Annotated in this window: 22 protein-coding genes; 9 read left to right on the top strand and 13 right to left on the bottom strand. The window is 40.3% G+C overall.

Features of this window, described 5'->3' with window-relative positions; all coding sequences use genetic code 11:
- Positions 1–64 precede the first annotated feature (64 nt).
- Positions 65–1462 carry a thioether cross-link-forming SCIFF peptide maturase gene (gene scfB, locus ACK8P5_RS04975; protein WP_422659881.1) on the top strand — a complete coding sequence of 466 codons (1398 nt, stop codon included), beginning with the start codon at positions 65–67 and terminating at the stop codon, positions 1460–1462.
- 194 nt (positions 1463–1656) lie between these two features.
- On the top strand, positions 1657–2016 hold the full coding sequence (locus ACK8P5_RS04970) for a DUF2750 domain-containing protein (protein ID WP_422659880.1): 360 nt from the start codon (positions 1657–1659) through the stop codon (positions 2014–2016).
- Positions 2017–2091: 75 nt separating this feature from the next.
- Here ACK8P5_RS04970 and ACK8P5_RS04965 read toward each other — a convergent pair whose 3' ends face one another.
- The 3 genes from ACK8P5_RS04965 to lpdA all read right to left on the bottom strand — a co-directional run bounded on the left by ACK8P5_RS04965 (position 2092) and on the right by lpdA (position 4856).
- Positions 2092–2778, bottom strand: a complete 687-nt coding sequence (locus ACK8P5_RS04965; RefSeq protein ID WP_422659879.1) for a DUF3600 domain-containing protein — start codon at positions 2776–2778, stop codon at positions 2092–2094.
- The gene (locus ACK8P5_RS04960; RefSeq protein WP_422659878.1) at positions 2771–3295 is read right to left on the bottom strand and encodes a sigma-70 family RNA polymerase sigma factor; all 525 of its coding nucleotides are present in this window, start codon (positions 3293–3295) and stop codon (positions 2771–2773) included. Before ACK8P5_RS04960 ends, ACK8P5_RS04965 begins: the two co-directional genes overlap by 8 nt.
- A gap of 172 nt (positions 3296–3467) precedes the next feature.
- Complete coding sequence (lpdA, locus tag ACK8P5_RS04955; RefSeq protein ID WP_422659877.1) at positions 3468–4856, bottom strand: dihydrolipoyl dehydrogenase; 1389 nt, start codon at positions 4854–4856, stop codon at positions 3468–3470.
- A 196-nt stretch (positions 4857–5052) separates the two neighbouring features.
- On the opposite strand from lpdA, the gene ACK8P5_RS04950 reads away from it, so the two are divergent.
- Positions 5053–5619, top strand: a complete 567-nt coding sequence (locus ACK8P5_RS04950; protein ID WP_422661372.1) for a TetR/AcrR family transcriptional regulator — start codon at positions 5053–5055, stop codon at positions 5617–5619.
- Positions 5620–5791: 172 nt separating this feature from the next.
- On the opposite strand, the gene ACK8P5_RS04945 is transcribed toward ACK8P5_RS04950, so the two are convergent.
- Positions 5792–6802 carry a Gfo/Idh/MocA family protein gene (locus tag ACK8P5_RS04945; RefSeq protein ID WP_422659876.1) on the bottom strand — a complete coding sequence of 337 codons (1011 nt, stop codon included), beginning with the start codon at positions 6800–6802 and terminating at the stop codon, positions 5792–5794.
- Positions 6803–7227: 425 nt separating this feature from the next.
- On the opposite strand from ACK8P5_RS04945, the gene ACK8P5_RS04940 reads away from it, so the two are divergent.
- The 4 genes from ACK8P5_RS04940 to ACK8P5_RS04925 all read left to right on the top strand — a co-directional run bounded on the left by ACK8P5_RS04940 (position 7228) and on the right by ACK8P5_RS04925 (position 10702).
- Positions 7228–7569 carry a hypothetical protein gene (locus tag ACK8P5_RS04940; RefSeq protein ID WP_422659875.1) on the top strand — a complete coding sequence of 114 codons (342 nt, stop codon included), beginning with the start codon at positions 7228–7230 and terminating at the stop codon, positions 7567–7569.
- 138 nt (positions 7570–7707) lie between these two features.
- Positions 7708–9645, top strand: coding sequence for a DUF1430 domain-containing protein (locus ACK8P5_RS04935; RefSeq protein WP_422659874.1), 1938 nt, complete (start codon positions 7708–7710; stop codon positions 9643–9645).
- Positions 9642–10265 carry an ABC transporter ATP-binding protein gene (locus ACK8P5_RS04930; protein ID WP_422659873.1) on the top strand — a complete coding sequence of 208 codons (624 nt, stop codon included), beginning with the start codon at positions 9642–9644 and terminating at the stop codon, positions 10263–10265. The genes ACK8P5_RS04935 and ACK8P5_RS04930 overlap by 4 nt, the downstream gene beginning before the upstream one ends.
- The gene (locus tag ACK8P5_RS04925) at positions 10247–10702 is read left to right on the top strand and encodes a hypothetical protein (protein ID WP_422659872.1); all 456 of its coding nucleotides are present in this window, start codon (positions 10247–10249) and stop codon (positions 10700–10702) included. The genes ACK8P5_RS04930 and ACK8P5_RS04925 overlap by 19 nt, the downstream gene beginning before the upstream one ends.
- Positions 10703–10873: 171 nt before the next feature.
- On the opposite strand, the gene ACK8P5_RS04920 is transcribed toward ACK8P5_RS04925, so the two are convergent.
- The 9 genes from ACK8P5_RS04920 to ACK8P5_RS04880 all read right to left on the bottom strand — a co-directional run bounded on the left by ACK8P5_RS04920 (position 10874) and on the right by ACK8P5_RS04880 (position 18619).
- A complete protein-coding gene (locus tag ACK8P5_RS04920; protein WP_422659871.1) occupies positions 10874–12043 on the bottom strand; it encodes an aminotransferase class I/II-fold pyridoxal phosphate-dependent enzyme in 1170 nt (389 codons plus the stop codon).
- Positions 12044–12271: 228 nt separating this feature from the next.
- Positions 12272–12988, bottom strand: coding sequence for a pentapeptide repeat-containing protein (locus ACK8P5_RS04915; protein WP_422659870.1), 717 nt, complete (start codon positions 12986–12988; stop codon positions 12272–12274).
- A gap of 231 nt (positions 12989–13219) precedes the next feature.
- Positions 13220–13462 carry a hypothetical protein gene (locus ACK8P5_RS04910; RefSeq protein ID WP_422659869.1) on the bottom strand — a complete coding sequence of 81 codons (243 nt, stop codon included), beginning with the start codon at positions 13460–13462 and terminating at the stop codon, positions 13220–13222.
- A 73-nt stretch (positions 13463–13535) separates the two neighbouring features.
- The gene (locus tag ACK8P5_RS04905) at positions 13536–13979 is read right to left on the bottom strand and encodes a contact-dependent growth inhibition system immunity protein (RefSeq protein WP_422659868.1); all 444 of its coding nucleotides are present in this window, start codon (positions 13977–13979) and stop codon (positions 13536–13538) included.
- 551 nt (positions 13980–14530) lie between these two features.
- Positions 14531–15016, bottom strand: a complete 486-nt coding sequence (locus ACK8P5_RS04900; RefSeq protein WP_422659867.1) for a hypothetical protein — start codon at positions 15014–15016, stop codon at positions 14531–14533.
- Positions 15017–15079: 63 nt separating this feature from the next.
- Positions 15080–16129 carry a WXG100 family type VII secretion target gene (locus tag ACK8P5_RS04895; protein ID WP_422659866.1) on the bottom strand — a complete coding sequence of 350 codons (1050 nt, stop codon included), beginning with the start codon at positions 16127–16129 and terminating at the stop codon, positions 15080–15082.
- Between the two features lie 232 nt (positions 16130–16361).
- Positions 16362–16877, bottom strand: coding sequence for a hypothetical protein (locus ACK8P5_RS04890; RefSeq protein ID WP_422659865.1), 516 nt, complete (start codon positions 16875–16877; stop codon positions 16362–16364).
- A 69-nt stretch (positions 16878–16946) separates the two neighbouring features.
- Positions 16947–18095: a hypothetical protein gene (locus tag ACK8P5_RS04885; RefSeq protein WP_422659864.1), complete on the bottom strand. Its 1149-nt coding sequence runs from the start codon at positions 18093–18095 to the stop codon at positions 16947–16949.
- Positions 18095–18619 (bottom strand): RNA polymerase sigma factor, encoded by a 525-nt coding sequence (locus ACK8P5_RS04880; RefSeq protein ID WP_422659863.1) that lies wholly within the window; start codon positions 18617–18619, stop codon positions 18095–18097. The genes ACK8P5_RS04885 and ACK8P5_RS04880 overlap by 1 nt, the downstream gene beginning before the upstream one ends.
- A gap of 341 nt (positions 18620–18960) precedes the next feature.
- Here ACK8P5_RS04880 and ACK8P5_RS04875 point away from each other — a divergent pair, with 341 nt between their 5' ends.
- Together ACK8P5_RS04875 and ACK8P5_RS04870 are read left to right on the top strand one after the other, a co-directional pair.
- On the top strand, positions 18961–19476 hold the full coding sequence (locus tag ACK8P5_RS04875) for a DUF2812 domain-containing protein (RefSeq protein WP_422659862.1): 516 nt from the start codon (positions 18961–18963) through the stop codon (positions 19474–19476).
- A 587-nt stretch (positions 19477–20063) separates the two neighbouring features.
- Positions 20064–20312, top strand: coding sequence for a helix-turn-helix domain-containing protein (locus ACK8P5_RS04870; protein ID WP_422659861.1), 249 nt, complete (start codon positions 20064–20066; stop codon positions 20310–20312).
- Positions 20313–20339: the final 27 nt, after the last annotated feature.

Here is a 20339-nt window from a genome sequence, read left to right as displayed (position 1 = left end):
GTAGATGGGCGTAGTTTTTTATAGCCTATTCTATTTACCCTCAAAAGGAGCTTGATTAACAGGAATGATCCATCAATACCAACTCAACGGATACAACATTGTGCTCGACACCTACAGCGGCTCAGTGCATGTTGTTGATGATCTCGCATACCACATCATTGAGCTTTATGAACATACATCTCAGGAAGACATTCTGAAACATATGCTAGAGAAGCATAAGCATGATACGGACATTACCGAAAAGGATATTCGAGATACCCTAGTAACTGTAGAGGAACTTAAAGAAACGGGACAGCTCTTTACTGAAGATCCCTATGAGAATCTGTCCATGGATTTAAGAAATCGCACAACGTATGTTAAAGCGCTATGCCTAAATGTCGCACACACCTGCAATCTTTCCTGTGACTACTGCTTCGCGAGTCAAGGAAAATATAACGGCGACCGGGCTATCATGAGCTATGAGGTTGGACGAAAGGCGATCGATTTTCTGCTGGAGAATTCAGGGCATCACCGGAACCTCGACATCGACTTCTTCGGCGGTGAACCGCTTATGGCCTGGAAAGTCGTCAAGCAGATTGTGGCTTACGCAAGAAACAAGGAACAAGAATATAAGAAGAAGTTCCGCTTCACCTTCACAACGAACGGCATGCTGCTGAACGATGAGGTCACCGAATTTTTGAATCAGGAAATGTATAACGTCGTACTCAGTCTGGATGGAAGAAAAGAAGTTCATGACCGGCTCCGCACAACCGTTAACGGAAAAGGAAGCTATGATCATATCGTGCCGAAGTTTCAGGAATTCATCCAAAAGCGGGGTGACCAGGAGTATTATGTACGGGGAACCTACACGCGTAATAATGTTGATTTCACGAACGATATATTTCATATCGCAGACCTTGGCTTTGATAATATCTCGATGGAACCGGTTATCTGCGATCCGAAGGAGCCTTATGCACTAACCGAGAAGGACCTGCCGGAGATTTACAACCAGTACGAGGTTCTCGCCAAAGAAATGGTTGAGCGCGGTGAACAAGGCGAAGGTTTTACCTTTTATCATTACATGCTCGATCTTTCGGAAGGCCCTTGTATCCAGAAAAGAATCTCTGGCTGCGGATCAGGCACAGAATACCTTGCTGTTACACCTTGGGGTGAGCTATTCCCTTGCCATCAGTTTGTTGGGGATGAAGCGTACAGCATGGGGAATCTCTGGGATGGCATCACAAGACCTGAGCTGCAATGCAAATTCAAAGAGAGCAACTGCTATTCGAAGCCGGAATGCAAAGATTGCTGGGCCAAGCTCTATTGTAGCGGCGGATGTCCTGCTAATGCTCTTCATGCAACAGGCGACATCAACGGCATCTACGACTTTAGCTGCGATGTGTTTCGCAAACGGGTGGAATGCTCCATGATGGTGAAGGTTGCCGAGTCGATTCGAACGATGGAGCGTGACGCTCAGGAATAGGGTCATTGTGGGAGATTAACATCTACATAGCTATGATAGATATAGATGAGACAAAGTACATCACATATAAATGTGGTGTACTTTGTTTGTTTATTAGCCTCTTGGATAAACTCAACCTGCTCCGTTTGTTAAAAAAGAGGTTTAGTGCTAAACTGAGAGACTTTAGATGGAATACTGCACAAAGGAGATTCGTGATGGAACTTGATTTGACCATAAATTCTAAAAGACGATATGAAAAGTTTATAAGTAGAATATCCCAAAATAAAATGGTTTGGGGATTAAAGAGTGAACATGGATGGTGTGTATGCGAATCGAACGAGTATGAAGATACAGAAGTTATGCTTTTTTGGTCAGATGAAGCATATGCACGACAATGTGCAATTGAAGAATGGTCGCATTACATACCAGCCCCTATCACTCTAGAAGAATTCAAATATAGTTGGCTATACGGAATGAATGAAGAGAGTTTGTTGGTTGGGGTTAACTGGAATGTAAAATTGATTGGGTTGGAAATAGAACCTTACGACTTATTGAAAGAATTGGAACAAACATAGAGAATGGGATAGATTGATTCATTCAAATGAGGTAGCTACGGCGCCTCTTTTTCATATTCCCCAATTCGAATTTGCTCACTTTTCAGCTTGTTTTTCATTTACATAAAATAAGTAATCTCGAGCCTCACCAAATTCCTCTTGTAACTCCGCTGGGATGGAAGAAGTGTCGCGAATACTTGAGACTCCTAGTTGTGCCTTAATCGTTTCATAGGTTATTAAGGCTTGAATGTACTGCTCATACTCTTCTGCTGTTAACACTTCTTTGCTTGATGGGAGTCCGTTTAATCGATCAAAATAGGGTTGAATATCGTTCATGGCGCCCCTGATTTCCGCTAATGGTGCTGAAGGGACCTGAGAATAATCGATATTGCCATTCGTATCGCCATATTCTAGTTTTGCACTTGTAATGACATGTAATATGGATTTAAATTGTTTATATTCTTCCTTTCCGAGGTCACCTTTTGCTTGATTTAGTTTTGCATTAAATATTAAATAACTTTCCATTGTCATATTTAGCGCACGTTTCTTTAGATTATCGAATGAACCATATAAATCATCCGCAAGTAACGCTTGATAAGCAAATGCTCCGGTAGGGATCATTAAGCAAGCAGCAATAATGACGATGGCCAATCTTTTTCTTAGAGAACGATTCCGTTTGCCACCCATTTCAGACTTTGCTCTATCAATACCCATTTTACTTCGTTCACGAAGCTCTACAGGAATTTCGATCCCCGCTAACTCTCGCTTAAAGTGATTATCCATAAATACCTACCTCCTTTATAGTTTGACGAAGCTTATCCAATGCACGGTATAGAACAGACTTGGCCGTACCAAGCGGAATATCTAGAATCTCGGAAATCTCCTTTAACGTACGATCATCATAATATTTCAGCAAAATCACACTCTTCTCATCCTCTTTCAAAATATCCATGACATTATTCAAAGATATCGTAAGTGCAATATCTTCATCGTCCGCCCCCATATGCATATCGAAATCTGAATGTAATGGAATCACTTTTTTATTTCTGTTTATTAAGCCCAATGCACAATTCATCGTGATTTTCATAAGCCAAGTCTTAAAATACTCGGGTTGCTTCAATGTACCGATGTTCTTGAATGATTGATAGGCCACTTCTTGAACAAGATCTAGGGCATCGTCTTTATTCTTCACATAGACATACGCCATACGGTAAATATCTGCTTCGTATTGCTGAAAAAGAGTTAAGAAGGCTTTGTCATTTCCTTTTTGCGCTTTCTTGACTAATCGTTCATGTGTCATTGCCATTCCTCCTTTCGTTTGGGGTTTATATCTATTAGATAAATGGAGAGATGTTTTGGCTTAAATTTTTCCAATTTATTTTTTTACTAGAATATCTTAGATACGACAAAAAGGACACGACAGTACTTACTCGTACCATCATGTCCTTATTAATAACAACAATCTGCTGTAGTTAGTTCTTCTTCATTGCTATTTTTCTGACCGTATTCTCGGCAGCTTCCATCACCACTTCTCCCAATGTAGGATGAGGGTGAATGGTCATGGCCAGGTCCTCTACGGTTGCCCCCATCTCGATTGCAAGTGCTAGCTCCGAAATAAGTGTGGATGCCTCTACACCTACAATCTGTGCACCGATGATGATACCTGAGGTCTCGTCTGCTACGATCTTAATGAACCCTTCCGTTTCCCGGAGTGCCAATGCTCTCCCGTTGATCCCAAAAGAGGCTTTGCCAATCACAACTGGAATAGATTTCGCCTTTGCTTCTGTTTCACTTAAGCCCACGCTAGCGAGCTCAGGACTCGAAAAAACAACAAGCGGCATCGCTTTATAATCAACCTTGGAGGTAAGGCCTGCAATCGCTTCTGCTGCAATCTTCGCTTCATAGGACGCCTTGTGGGCAAGGGCCGGACCCGCTGTAATATCCCCAATGGCAAAAATATGTGGGATAGACGTTCTACACTGTTCGTCCGTCTCGATCAATCCTCTGCTCGTCACATTCAAGCCTATGCGCTCCAGTCCTAACTTGCCGTCTGTATTGGGTTTTCTGCCGACCGTGACGAGCACATAGTCCGCTGTAACATGATGCTGCTCCTGATTGTGTGAATAATGAAGGGTAATGGAATCTGCATTTTGTACTGCGCTTCCAGCTGTCGCGCCGGTAATTATATGGACCCCATCGGTTTTCAACTGCCGGACAACAGGGGCTACAAGCTCCGCCTCGAATCCGGGCAGTACTTGTTCTCCTCCCTCCAGAATCGTTACCTTTGTTCCAAATTTAGCGTACATCTGCCCCAGTTCGATCCCGATATATCCACCACCAATAACGACCAAGCTACTCGGAATCTCTTGGAGTGACAGTGCTTCTGTGGAAGACAGAATGCGTCCTTCAACTGGAAATGCTTGAAGCTCAATTGGGCGAGATCCTGTTGCAAGTATGCCATGTTTAAAAGAAAGGGTCTGCTCCGCTCCCGCTTGCCGGATCAGCACGGTATGTTCATCAACCAGGCTAGCCTCTCCTTCCAGAATGCTCACCCCTGCGGTTTTTAATAAATACTGAACGCCGCCTGCCTGCTTATTCACAATCCCTTGCTTGAAATCCTGTGCACGCTGAAATGACGCTAACGCATCTATATTATTGAACGATCTAAATACATCATAACGATGTGATTCTGCAATTAATGCTTTGGATGGAATGCAGCCCACATGTGTGCAGACGCCGCCAAGCTGACTTCGTTCAACAATCGCGGTCTTCATACCAAGTTGTGAGGAGCGCAGCGCAGCCACATAACCTCCTGGACCTGATCCAATCACTAACGTATCTACGGATTCAAGCTTACTCATATCCTTATACCTCCAGTTGAAGCCAATTTAAAATATGATGACTATAATATATTATAGTCATCATATTTTAAAAACGTCAATATCCGTGTCTAACCTTACTTGGGCTAACCGCCACCAGATCGCTAAATTGACAGGCTTTAATATGACGAATATAATATTTTGAAAAGTAGACTGACGAAGCTGTGGAGTGATTACAATACCGTATCCCAAAGGCCATAAGATAAAAGTACGGAATAGAATCGTTGAAAGTGCCGCTCAGGCTTTTCGCACCAAGGGTATTCAAGATGTTAGTGTTCCGTTCATTATGAAGGGCGCCGGATTAACTCATGGAGGATTCTATGCGCATTTTGATAACAAAGACCAGCTAGTCGCCGAAGCTTGCCGGTATGCCATTAGCGATACCATCGAACTTCTGCAGAAAGCCGCTGATCAGGAGACGCAGAACTCGAAAATTAATACCGTCATCGATTATTACTTAAGTATGTATCACCGCGACAAAAAAAAAATGGGCTGCATTATTCCTGCCCTTTCTAGCGAAATATCTCGTTCATCAGAAGAGGTTCAGAAGGTATTCACCGATGAACTGCAGCGAATGATTTCTTTCATCTCCGATCTGGCGGGAATAGACACATCCAAAGGTAGTGCACTGTTCAGTACCATGGTGGGCTCTCTTGTTCTTGCACGAACGGTTAGTGATCCTAACCTGAGCGACAACATTCTCTCGGCAGGCAAGAAGGCTGCCAAAGAAATGATTATGAGCTAACTAGAAGATATTATCCATGATCTTTGTCAGACAATTGGTAGCTTGGAAGCACAAAAAACACGCCAGTTATTGGCGTGTTTTTGCGTGTCTCAGGTATTCGTTTAAAAAATGAGTAGTGAATAAGATATTCACCACCCGTTTCCACCAATTCAGGATTGTCCAAGACTGGCTTCTACTGCTTGGCCACCATCAATTGGGGGCTTAGATCCGTAAAGCCCTCACCTGGATTACGCAGGGCTTCGAGTACAACCTGCGCATTGTAGCCATCGTAGAAGTTAAAGAAAATCCCAGAATCTCCGTGCAATGTCTTAACGATCTGGCTCAAGATCGGCAGTAAGCTATTGTTGTCTTCTACAGGTACAGGCTGAAGATCGGCGTCCTTACCGCTCTTGAACAAGTTGCACCAGTTTTCAAGTGCTATCGTCCCTTCTTCACCATGGATCACGAGAGAGACCCTTTCATCCTCTTCCCGCTTATCGGTTCCAGACAAGTGAATGTCGATACCATTATGTAATCTGAGAACAGCCTGCACACGGCTCTCACACTGATTCGAATCCGATGGAAACTCCACCTCACTCTTCACATGCGTGATTGGACCGAATAGCTGTTGAATCATCTGAATCCAGTGTATACCGACTTCCAGCAGATAGCCTCCCTGTTGTCTAGAGGTGATCCAAGGATTCTGCTGCCAAGCTCTCGGCCACTGCGGAAACTCTAGGAATAGCTCCATGCTTTGAATTTCTCCGATTGCATGCTCTTCAAGCAATCCCTGTAGCTTCAGTACAGCGGGTTCGAGCGGTAGTGAGAAATGGACGGCATGGAGCAGATCCGACTGCTCTGCCAATTCTACTAGACTCCGTGCTTCGGTCAAGCTGTTGGCAAGCGGCTTCTCGCAGAAGACGTGAATGCCTTTCTCAAAAGCGATCTTCGCCACGTCATAATGCAGGGACGGCGGAACCGCGATATATACTAGATCAAGTTCGACCTCGCCCAACAGCTGGCGGTAGTCGGTGTACAGCCGAGGACTAATGCCTGCTGCTTCCACTTCCTTATTCATACTAACTTCATCACTGTCGCAAAGTGCAACTAATTCGATTGTGTCCGCATATTGGGGCAGTAAGCGGTGAATCATATGGCGGCCCATATGTCCTAAGCCGACGACGGCCATTTTTAGTTTATTCATCTTGTTCTCCTATTCTGTGGATGGTTGATTATTACAAATGAATGCCATGTCTCTTATTATAGAGCAGGCGTTGCTACCCGTCACTCAAACCTAAGATGAATTCAACAAAGAAGAGAATCCCAACGCGCTGCACAACGCGGGATTCTCTCTCTTATGCTACATAATTAAGCTTCACAATCACTTCAATTTCTATAAGGGCATCCATATTTTGAATAAGAACAGTCGTTTTCATGACGTGGGACATGCTACCACCCGCGGCTGCACGAATTTCATGGCCGTTCGAGTTTATTTAGTTATTTTCTCTCTTTTTTTACATTTTATGTTTACTATACTAAAATTTGATGATACTATCATATCAAGTTGAGACACTATAACTGACCGGTCAAAGTCCAACTAACTTATTATAAAAGGAGCTACGAATAATTATGAAGAAAAAATTATTGTCCAGTATACTTACGTTGAGTTTACTTTCTCTTACGCTTTCAGCTTTCGCAAGTGCCTATGATAGTGGCGGTCACGGATTTGGAAGTTCCTGGACTGCATATGATGACGGCGGGACTGGGTTCAACACTTGGGAGGTTAAGTACGGATTTAATAAATATGCTATAGACGAAGACTTTATTCATGGCTACCACAATTCCAAGGGTCATACCGTCAAATTGACTAATGGAAATGGAACATATTCTGACAGCGACACCGCTGGTAACTGGTCGAGAGTGGACGTTAGACATTCCGGCAACGCAGTATACTATAATTTTAATTTTTAACAGCTATATTTAAACATACTTAACCCTAGTTACCGTACAACTATTTTTTAATAGTTGTGCGGTAACAAATATGTATGGAGGTTTACTCATTTGAAGACAATAAAATACATACTATGTTTCTTTGTTTTTTTCATAGGCATGCTGATCGTTGCCGAGAGTCAAATTTTTCGTCTGGATCAGTTTCATACTCCATATCGCTATACCTCTCTTTATCTCCAACATGGTCAGAACGAGAAGGATATGATTAAAGATATCCTGCAGGCTGCCGACAGAAATAAAGTAAAGGTTTTTACTTTTATAAAAACTCCAACTGATAAATACACTTCGATAAAGCTATACGGAACGCCAAACTTTCAGCAGCACATTAACCAGGAACTCAATATCTATGATAAGCACTATAAAAGTTTATTTCTAGGAGATATTCATTTTAGCTTATATTCGCTTGAAGCCATTCAAAATTTAAAAGATATCCATGATTTTTATATTATTGGGGGAAAAGAGCAGTCAGATCAGTTCAAGACTGAATTGATTAATATTTATGCCGGTAATTTTCCACAGGAAGGCTACCAAAATGAAGATGCGCAGTATACCGTTTTTGCAATCTGGATCTTATTGATTGGTATCACACTGCTGTTCACTTATTATGATGCCATTCATCAGAAAAAGGAAAATCTCATCCGCGTCTCCATGGGCGAAAAATTAAGCAGTATTATTATTAGAAATATCGCAAGTGACACCATAGTGTATACTCTTATGTTTTTATTCATATTTATTCTATTGAATCGCATCACATCCATCTCCTATCAATTCACTGAATCATTACTATGTATAGCTATCCTGCTTGTCTTAAATGCAATGGTCTATGTAAGCCTTCGAACCAGTCACATTAAACAAGTATTCTCAAATACAAATAGTAGCTCCAGAAAGCTCCTCGCTCTAAACTATGGTTTAAAGGCAATTACCGTCATAGTGACCATATCCGTTATTTCCAGTAACCTAGTTTTGGTTCATGATTCATATCAGCTCTATAGACAAAAACCATTCTTCGAAAAAAATGCTCAATTTTCATATATTTACACCCAGTACAGACCCTATATGGATCAGAATGGTAATGCGAATGCGATGTTTGAAGAAAGTGAGCTTTTGCAATCCAAATTTTATTCACAACACTTCAGCAAAACAAAGGCTACATTAATCTCAGTTGTTCACAGTCCTTTATCCACAACCCGCTCGGCTGTCATGACTAATCAAAATGCCCGGGACTATCTAGCAAATCGAATCCAAGAGTTCAATAGTGAACCTATGGACCATGACGTATACTTCTTACTTCCCCAATCTCTATCTGATAACAACCAGATTGTTGAAGAGTTAAAACAAGAATTCACATTTTTTGAAAATACAGATCTTCAAGAGAGACAGTACAAAGTCATTTATTATCAAAACCACGTAGATATAACGGCAATCAATGAAAATAAAAACTACGGAAGTGAATGGCTGGAAAACCCCATTATTATATACAACAACATCTCACCTGAATCCCAGCCCCTTAACATAGGCCCTCATCGAGCAAATTACATCAGAGAGATTATGTATGATATTACAGATGAAGAGTTCAATCGTTTTCTTCAGAAGCATGATTTGACCGAAGCTAATGCAGTCATCTCAAAAACCAATGTCATGGATAAATTCAATGACAGCTGGAATGCCGCCAAAAAAATACTCTACATTAATCTGGTCTTTAGTATACTCGTGCTGATCTTAGAATTCATGATCATCACTTCTATAATCAAATTAGAGTACGAAGTGAACGCAATTGAACTTTCCATCAGGAAGGTTCTTGGTTACAGCATTTGGGAGAACCATCGAAAAATCATTCTTATCACGTTCATTACTACGATTCTAAGCACTGCCATAGCAGTGGCAATATCAATATTCCTAAAATTAAACATATCTGGTTATTTGGCATCAGCAGGTGCCGTGATAATGATTCTGGAGATTATAGTTATCATTAGAAAGATCAGAAAGATTGAAAAAGCTAAAATACAATTGATTTTAAAAGGGGGGAACGTAACATGATCTCCATCCAAAACCTTAATAAGTTTTTTGGTGACCAAGCATTATTCAAAAATTTCAATCTTGAGATCGAATCTGGAGATTTTGTGATCATTTCAGGTCCCAGCGGTTGTGGAAAGACAACCCTTCTGAATATGATCGGTGCGATAGAGCCTATTGAATCCGGTTCAATAAGAGTTGACGGCGTGGATTTAAGCGATAAGAAAAACCAATTAAATTATTTCCGCACCAGAGTAGGTTTTTTATTTCAGAATTTTGCACTGGTAGACCATAAAACAGTAAAAGATAATTTGCAAATGATTCGAAAGGATTCCAGAACGAACCTCTCCATAAATGATGCGTTACAGAGGGTAGGTCTCGAGGACAAATTGAATAGTAAAGTATATACCCTTTCAGGAGGTGAGCAGCAGCGGGTAGCACTGGCTCGATTAATGCTTAAAAAATGTGATCTCATTCTGGCAGACGAACCGACAGGATCACTCGACCACAATAATGCAAACATTGTACTTAATATTCTGAAAGATTTTAATGATCAGGGTAAAACTATTGTTCTGGTCACCCATGATGAGGAAATAAAAAAACAAGGAAATAAGGTGGTTCATCTGTGCGAAAGAAAAATCTAAAAGTTCCGCTTATTATTCTTGTTTCTATCCTCCTCTTACTATTTGCAGCCTGGAATATCGCTTGGATCCTACTAACGAATAACCGCTATGAAGACTTCCTTAAAGCTGTACCAAAAAGCAAATTTGGAAATCATATCATTCGTAAAGATGATTATGTATACGGTGTAAATCGTCCAACATACTTAAGCTTTACCGGAAATTTATCGGTCAACAACTCAAAAGAGGGGAAATTGTTAATTATTTGGCCATTAATGAACGGTAAGTATGAATATGGGATTATGATAAAAAAGAAAGACAAGGTTTATCAAGTCCACTTGAATCACGATCTGACACCAATCAAAAAAAATAGTCTAATCGAACAAAGAATAGCAGAAGATCTAAAACTTGAAGTTACCGAACTACTCAAGAGGGCAAAGTTAGTATGGGATTTGGAATAAGGTGTTTTGTTATTATAAGGAGTGATGGAATCTGCCTACCGCTTCGAAGGCAGGTTCCACTCTCTCTTCAATAGCACAAGCTTAAGCAATTCTACGGTTAACGTTGTTCTGCTTCATTTTATCTATACGATATCAAATCATATAAACCGGATTTAAAAGAAGAGCTCAGACTTACACCTCTAAAATCCCACTTTGGCGAATCGCCTCAATGGCTTGCTTCAAAACTACCTCATCCTGAACTAATGCCATTCTCACATAGCCCTCACCCGAAGGACCAAAAGCGCTGCCAGGTGTTACGATCACACCTGCTTTGGTTACCATGTCCATCGCAAAATCCGCTGAGCTCTCGTAATGAGACGGGATCATGGCCCAGACGAACATTGTCGCTTCAGGCTTGTCTATAGGCCAACCGAGCGCATTCAGACCGTCGCACAGCACATTTCTGCGATGTTCGTAAGCTTTTCTTGTTCCTTCTACACCAGCCTGATTCCCCGTAATAGCTGCGATTGCAGCTTGTTGAATCGGTAGGAACATGCCATAGTCCATATTGGACTTAAGTATTTTTAAACGTGATACGACCTCAGCGTTTCCAACACAAAAGCCGATTCTAGCACCCGCTAGACCATAGGTTTTAGATAGAGAGTTAAACTCAACGCCTACCTCGCTTGCACCAGGGAAGGATAGGAAGCTGCCTCCTCTTTTTCCGTCAAACACTAATTCGCTATAAGCGTTATCATGAAGAACGATAATCTCATACTCCTTCGCAAAGTTGATTAGATCAACGTAGAAGCTGTCCGGTGCCATGGCAGTAGTCGGATTATTAGGATAGGAGACAATGATTAGCTTCGCCTTCTTGGCTACATGTTCAGGGATATCTCGTAAATTGATCACGTATCCATTTTCTTTTTTCTGCGGCATATAGTGCAGTTCAGCTCCGGCAAGCTTAGGCCCGTCTGCGAACACAGGGTAACATGGATCAGGCACGAGCACGATATCCCCCTCATCCACAATGGATAGAGAAATATGCGCAAGCCCTTCCTGTGATCCTAAAAGTGAGCATATTTCCGTCTTGGGGGCCAGATCCACCCCATATCTCGCCCTATACCAATAACTCACGGCCTCAAGCAATTCACTTTGATCATTAACCGCATATATGTAGTTCTGTTCATCGGCTGCTGCTGAGCATAAAGCTTCTATGATATGTTTGCTCGGAGGGATATTCGGTGTGCCCACACTCAAATCAATCACCGGTTCTCCTTGCTCCAATCTACAACGTTTAATCTCCAATAATTTAGTGAAGATCCCTTCCCCAAATTGATCCATTCTCTTAGCAAACTGCATCTCCCTAACTCCTTTTGTCTAGTAATCTAAGTCTATCCATTCAAATTATATTTATTGTATCAGTAAGAGAGGTTTCTTGCTGTCTCAACTTACATGGATGGGGCGGTATATGGAGCAGGTGAGTATGATTTCATGATTCAGTGTGGGAAAGAGAATAGCTAAATAGGTCAATCATGGGAGGACCATAATTGACCTGTATAATATTTACCAGACTGCTATTATGCTGTACTACACTTTAATTAATTCATGAGCAGAAAGTTCAAAATCATCTGGCCATTTTGTGTTCTCATCGTACTTCGCCTGAATAAATTTACAATCGATGAAAACTGCATCTGAGAAATCAGCATGAATCAAATTAGCTCCACTGAAATCAGTCTTCGATAAAATGGATTTATTGAATACAGCCATCTCAAGATCGCAATTAATAAATATGGTATCTTTTAAGTTTGCCTCAATAAACATCGCCTTTTTTAGTTTAGCCTGTGTTAAATTAGCTTTTTCTAAGTTCGCCTCGAAAAATGTCGTTCTTATTAGATTGGCTTGAACAAGAGAAGCATTTTCTAGCACTGAGTAATCTAAATTTGCTTTTGCTATTGTAACCCTGTCCATCTTTGCATTTTTGAATGACGCTGATGCAAGATTCGACGCATATAAATCCGCATCTTCCAAGATTGAATTATCAAATATTGCTCCTGGCATGATCGCTTGCGATAAATTAATTTCCGAGAAGTTGTGATTTGATAAATTAATATCTTCAACTTGAATCTGTTGCCCCTCTTTACCTAATGTTTTCACCCATTGCGTATGCAGAAGCAACTTTTCATGAAATGATACATCGATGTTCCCATTCACACTATTCACCTCCAGCCTATGACTACGGCCACCACAGTATTTTGTCACCCATATTCTTGAGCGTAGCGTGTATACCAAAACTAAAACAGTCATAAAAGGCCTTCCTTCTATGACTGTTTACACTTGCAATAATTCAGTTTTGTGAGTACCTGCTTCCTTAATGCAAATTGCGTTTACAGTAGGATATGAAATATGCCACTAGGCTTCTTCATTCAAGAATTATCGAGAAAAAAACTCATTCTACAACATGTTCAAGTTAAAATGAGCCCTCATACTAATTAAATTATCCGAACAGATTGTTAAGTTTATAGAACTTCTCATTTCTTAATGCTGTTCTAATACATAGACTTTACTAACTGTATTATCCTCGTTAAAAACGTATATTCTATCACAATTAGTACATCTCCAAACTTCTTTCTTAGGATCAGGTATTAAAAGTGGATCTATAGAATCTCCCATGTTTATAATATCGTCCCATTCTCTATCTGTATAAACATGTAATTGAACATCGTTTGGAGCTTCAACTGTAGATAAGTATTCTCCACACTTACATTGTAATCTGGCCATAATTTGATTCCTCCTAATTAGTTAGCTTTCCGTCTTTTAACTAACGTTCCAAATTTAAAAGCTCGCTATAAAATTAGAATTTATTCTTTAATTTATTGATATAGCCTTTGTATGTTGCCTTCTCTTCATCAAATATCCAAATATCTGCTAAATCTATTAAGTTATTTTTTTCAATGTTCTCAATGATTCTATCTATCCTTTTCTTATACACTGAAAGCCTTTCAGAACTAACAGATGATAATTTCTCCATTAATTCTATTGAATCAAGATCAGCATAGAAAGGGGTATTCTGTTCATCTATCCGTTCAATAATTTCAAATATTGCTAGATCGGTGTAAACATCTTGTCTAATACAGCGGATTAAATCAAAGCTTGATAACTCAACGAGACATTTCCCGACTATTTCTAAGTGCCATATAGGTAATGATACATCTGAAAATTGTGTTGCATCTCTCACAATGTTTTCATACTCTTCATTGGTCAAAGACTCTTTTAATGGTTTGTTCCTATTAATCATACCTTACTCCAATCAATTATTATTTAAGAGAACTCTTCTTTGAATCACTCAAGTGTTTTCTTGATCAGCAGAGTTTTAGTGTGCCACCTAACTTCGTACTTATATGTTCCACAATTCCATTTGTAAGTTAATTGTTCGTAGCCATCTGCCATTCATTGATCATGCAAAAAAGGCTCATTCTTAACTCATTATAAGTTGGAATAAGCCTTAAATTTTTGTGGTTTGTGGTTGATATGCATAATCTTGTTGCTAAGCCTTTGTAAGTTGAAGATCGATTAATTCATATAACTTTCTGCGATTTGAATATGACTATTCAAGCCTAAGTCGTTATCATCAAGCAACGCCCGTGCCCCTAATACCGAACGCACCTTTTCATTAAACATATAGTTTAACCTCCATAAATATTAGGGTTGCAACATGTTATCTAGGAAAATAATTTCTATTTCTCCATTAGTTTTTATTATCCAACGCGTTATGGCCGTTTACGTTTGCTATTATGAAGTTACTTTAGTGCAGGACTACGAGTCAGTCATCATATATGAAATAAAACTTTATAAACTTAATTCACGTACTTTATTGTCTAGTATATGAACATTCTTGCTCTTTAAAAGTTGAGGATTTAATACGGATATAAAATCTAATAGCTTTACTGCATTTATTATTATTTCTTCTATAAAAGAACCTATGCTGATCATACTTCCTGTCCATTGCGAATATCTAAATTCCTTGTATGGTTTATATATGAATAAGTCTATTATTGATTCTCGATCTACATCCTCTACCAGGCTCACACTCAGCTCTTTTCCCTGCAAAATAAATTCAAGCCACAAGTTTGCACTATCTGGAATTCGGTACGCTACATAATTATGCTCTTTTAATTTTATCGCGATTGATAATAAGTCAACAAACCACCTGATAAGCCTTTCCTCACCAAAAGGACAATCATCGAAGAACATTCCGTATTTATTACCATTAAAATTTAATTCTATAATTCCTTCTATATCTTGTTTTGTCTGGTCAAACTGTTCAGCTGACATTTGTTTAATATCATCAAAATTATCATATGCTTTAAAGGAAATAGTAAAAATGTTCAGTCACCCCTAATCTAGTATATCGCTGAGTGTATAACTATTTGTTCCATAAACAGAATCGACATTCCCATTCCTAATATACACTTTAATCGGCTCATCAAAAACAGTCACTGTATGTAATCCATCGGTTATTCCCTGTTGATTTAATTGCTTAACAGCCAACGAGGAGGCTTCAGCAATTTTAATATCTGACCATTCTTTATTAAAAAAAGTCTTTTTACTTAACATTTCATCGATTTGTTCATCCGACATTTTCTTTTGCAGATACGGAAGCTGTTTCTTTGTACTATCCACCGAATGTCTATTAAGAATATGATCCACTAAGTTCTGACTTAAATCTTCGCTTAACGCCCCAGATTTCTCCTTTCCCCCAACACTCTTCCCCCCATCTCCACCCGAGTCATGCTTAAGATGAGGGCTACCCTTCACGCCGAACCGGCGCGTGGCCAAGCCACCCAGGACCATGGCAGCCTGCTGTCCGATATAATTGGACGTGCCTCCTGCGTCCTCAACGTCCCCTGCGAACTTTTCACGGGTATCCGCATCGAAGATCATTTTGCCTCCCCAGACTGCGGTATCGACGATCTCCTCCACCGTTCCGATGGTTGCATTATAGGCCATATCCCCCACGGTGCCAACCGGATCTTCAACCAGAGAGGTGGCCGTATCTTTTACCGAATTCGCTATGGACATCGCCCCAGTCTGGAGTCCTTCCCAGAAGTCCCCCGCGTGATCCCAGAAATTTTTGGACTCTGCATTTCCGGCAGCAGATGCTGCATTCCATAAATCCATACGCGCATCTGCTTGAATGAAACGAAAAGCAATAGTCTTCAATTCCTGGCTGGTGACTCTAAGATGTTCAATCGTTTTGTTCATTTCTCCATGGGCCCGCTGAAAATCTTCGAAAAACCGCGACCGAGTCGTCCCATCCCATGAAGACATCATCCACGTAATCTGCTGATCCAGAAGATTTTTGGTTGTTTCCAGTTCTTCCGCAGCCCTTCCTGCTTCATCCGATACTCGGATCAGAACCTCCGGCGGAACAAGTATTCTAGACATTCGCATCCTCTCCAGGCGATTTCATTGGTTACTTATTTTATCCATATTTTAGGGTATGTGTAAGATGCCAGAGTCCTGCATATTGAGAGAATTGGACTTTACATGCATAAAGATTCGAACTTTTTATCCAATTCATGGTTCAGAAGAACTATTGCACACAAAAAACGACCATTAAAGAGTTTCCTCCTATGGCCGTTTGCGCTTGCTTTTATTCAGTTTACTTAGCACTAGGCTAGCTCTTAATAAACACGATCTTCACACCAACCACCTGACCCTGGGCATTCACTGCCTTATACACGCCATAAGCGCCGTCACCCACACCCGTACGAGATACAACGCCACCAGTCAGGACACCCGCTTCTTCCCCATTCTCGGTGATATCGCAGCAGGCAAGATACCAGTCACTGTCCGTATCGGCATTAACATCAGGACCGTCCACATCAGGAACTCGGTAATGATTAATGTCAAAAATCCCAGCCTGCCCGCTATCCACCCCAGCCACAAAAGGACACTTGATCCACTCCAGGAATGCCCCTTGATCAACAACGGAATGATGATAAGCCGTCAGCTTAGCGTTGGCTTCACCCCAGTCCGGAATCTCCACCTTCTCCACTTCCGCAGTCCAGTTTCCACTAACAGCAGATTCCAGTACACCCATGATGATAATGTTCGTATCCAATTCATAACAAGGATCTGCAACAACCAATTGTCCGGAATTCACTTCAAAATTACCTAGTTGAATGATCAATGACAATACCTCCATAACTGCGTATATTGATTCTATTTTAACATTAATCTTTTGAGAGATTCATTCCATTCAATCTTCAGAAATATGTTTAGTGATACTATAAACATACTTTTTGGCATTATAAGCTACCTCAATCGACGGCTCGCCTTCCTTTACAAACAGGTAACTGCCTGGATTTTTATTGTCAACGGTCACTCTGTAATCCCTAACATCTACCCCTAATATATTATTAATTAAAGGAGCCGCTTGTTTCTTAGCTGTATTTTTATCCTTAACATAAGTGCTGCTCTTAGCTGTTCCCTTTAAAGACCAATCACTAACTTGAATGATTTCTTTTTGATTGAGTTCGTAATAGACAATGGTATCTTCACCATAATGCAATTCAAGAACATGATGACCACGGCTGATATACTTAATTTGGAACGATTCCGTCAATGGAGGAAGCTCTTCTATACCGCGAAGCTTTTTGAGTGCAGCACTCGATGCCTCTTCCACTTCTAATGGAATATCATCCATACTTTTAGATAACCAAACCGACTCCAGTTCACCATTGGAAAAATCCACTTTGGCATCCTCACTTTTAAGTGATGTAAGAACCTTATTCTGAGTATCGCTATCCATTTTGTACAGTACATGACGTCCTACGGAGTAATCAAATTGTCCTTTATAACCGAGCTTTTTCAATTCCATTTCTGCTTTTTCACCAAATGAAGCTACAGATTCTTTAGGCAAGTCCGCTGTGGAAATGGTTCTCACCAATTCGTTTGAAGCTACGTCTATCCATAAATTCGCAAAATCATCACCTTCGCCGCGGAATGTCAGTAACATTTCGTTATTGTCCAGCTTCTCACTACGCTCAAACTTCATTTCTTTACCTACCACTTCATGCATTGCTGATCTGGCTGTGTTCCATACCGCTTCTGTCACACCCGTTGGAGGAACCTCTGTCAATATACTCTGAGCCTGATATGTTGGATTCGTGTTCAATCGTTCTGAATTCCACAACCAACCAGCTGCCACTAAAGCTAATATGGCCACTGTAGCGAATCCCCAGTACATTCTTTTACGGTTGCCATCTGTATATCTAGACCTAGATGAGGATGATTTACTCTCATGAATTTTTATCATGACTGCTTGCTTATGACTAGCTGTAAATCCTTTTTTCTCAAACGGTCCTTCTTTGGCTTTTTCATACCACTGTGGTCTTGTTTCATTCATCACTCCAACCCCCTCAGCATTGTCTGCACTTTCTTTCTAGCCCTGGAAAGTCTCGATTTGACGGTTCCTCCTGCGATTCCCATTAATTCACTAATCTCTTTCACTGACATCTCGAACTTCAAATCTAGCACCAGTACCTCGCGCAACTTGTCAGGCAGCTGCATAATGACATCCCATATTTCATTAACATGTTCACGTGATATGTATTCACTCTCTGCAGAAGCAGCACTTGAACGTTGATCCATTAACGTCTGTGAATCTTGCAAACGAAGTAATTCCACAAAGCTCCTGGAACGAAAATAACGCGACCTTCGGTATGAGAATGTTGTGTTCCTAGTGATCGTAAGAAGCCAAGTCTTGAGTGTACTTTTCCCCCTAAAACTCCCAATACTCTTGTAGCATTTAATGAATACCTCCTGCGAAATATCATCGGCCATCTCCGTATCCTTGGTTAAAAAGTAAGCATAATTCCATACGTCCGTTCCATACTGATCCATCACTTCTTCTAATGAGAGATTGTCCATCTCACTTGTATACTGTAAATAATTCAAATCCACTTCCAATTCATTCACCTCAAACAATAAGACTACAATATGCAGTATCCGGTTCCCTTGTCGCGAAAAAATCCGGATAATAAAAAAACAGACTGAACGAATGAGTTCATTTACTCATCTGTCCAGACGCTTATTATATCAAGTTTACATAGAGTTTAAGTTTCTCAAGCCCCAGTGTAAATAAAACGGTTTATCTTGATGACAAACCATCCTTATGATCTAATTGTTAGTCTATCAACGTTAATGATACACTAATAGTATTTGAGGGAAGTCATCACAATTGCTCATTAAATTACGGAGGGGCCTAGGGCATGAGTAAAAAATACATACGTTATTTTGGCGGATTCATAGAATCGGAGCAAAGATGGTTGAACACGATGTCGGCAAAAGGGTATCGTTTAAGCAGAACAGGCAAGCTATGGTTTGAATTTGAGGAATGTGAACCTAACCAATATGAATATTACATTGATTTTGCGGGGCATAAATCGAATGGCGAGTTAGAACGATATACGAGGACTTTAAGGGACTTTGGATATCGCGTCATCACGAAGAATAAAAAGCTCTTCATTATCGAGAGACACCATGACGATAGACCATTTGCATCACATACTACGATTGAAGATAAAATTACATACTATAAGCCACAACGAGATGCGCACTTCATTCTGTTACTACTTTCCCTCTTTCTGTTCATAAGAAATTCGTTCGTGAAGGGAGAATGGGGTATTCTATCAACTTGGCTCTTCTTATTAGCTGCAGTTATCACCATCTTTTCGACTCTATTCTATCAAAAACATATTAATCAGCTGAAAAAAGAAGCTGAGTGAAAATAGCCTCCAGGCTGCTTTAGATAGCGAGCCTTGGAGGCTATTTTTGAAGAACTGATTATTATGAATGGATTGTGGAACGGAATTCTGGAGTTAAGTCGAAGTCATTGAGAAAAGATGATGGGCAGCTTTATTATTTAAAAACTGACTGGTATGTTTCGTAGGGCATTTCTAGTTGGCTGGATATCTGAAGAAGATGGTCATCCACTCTCTTGATCAAGTCTATTAAATGTGAAGGCTGCATTTTACTAATTAAAGAGATCTCTTGTGATAAAAAGGATACAGATTGGATGAATATCAACGTTTCAACGTTCATCAATGATTTTTCAGAATACATCCTAATTATATCATCTAGCAAAATATTTGTACTAAGCGGCCTTCTCTCCTGCTTTATATATAAAGCGTTTAGCATGGATTCTAGGGCTCTGGTGCATAGCAGTAAACTGACGTGAAGAAATTTTTTGTCTAAGAGATGTAGACATAGATTCATATATTCTTGAGAGCATTGGGTAAGAAGAAAAATCGCACCTTGGTCAAAGCAGTCTGCCGCATAAGATGAATCTAACTATCCATTAAGGGGTTATAACGTGACGAATCATAATGATAAATCCATAGAGTTACTTGCCTTCGGCAGAGCTCTTCGAAAAATCCGCAAAGGAAAAAAGCTCACCCAAGATGAGTTGAGCCTTTACTCCCGCGTCGATCGGTCTTACATTAGTGAACTTGAGAACGGAGAAAAAGCGCCTACGTTGCTAACGATTACTGCATTAGCAAGAGCGCTTCATGTTAAGGCTTCGGTTTTAATAGAGGGGTATGAGGGGGAATTGGAGAATTAGATCGATTCTCTCATCCTTGCTCTCTCA

The sequence above is a fragment of the Paenibacillus sp. EC2-1 genome (assembly GCF_049311625.1).
Lineage (GTDB): Bacteria > Bacillota > Bacilli > Paenibacillales > Paenibacillaceae > Paenibacillus_AQ.
Note: the sequence above shows the minus strand (reverse complement) of the source record. Positions and strands in the feature narration are given on the sequence as shown.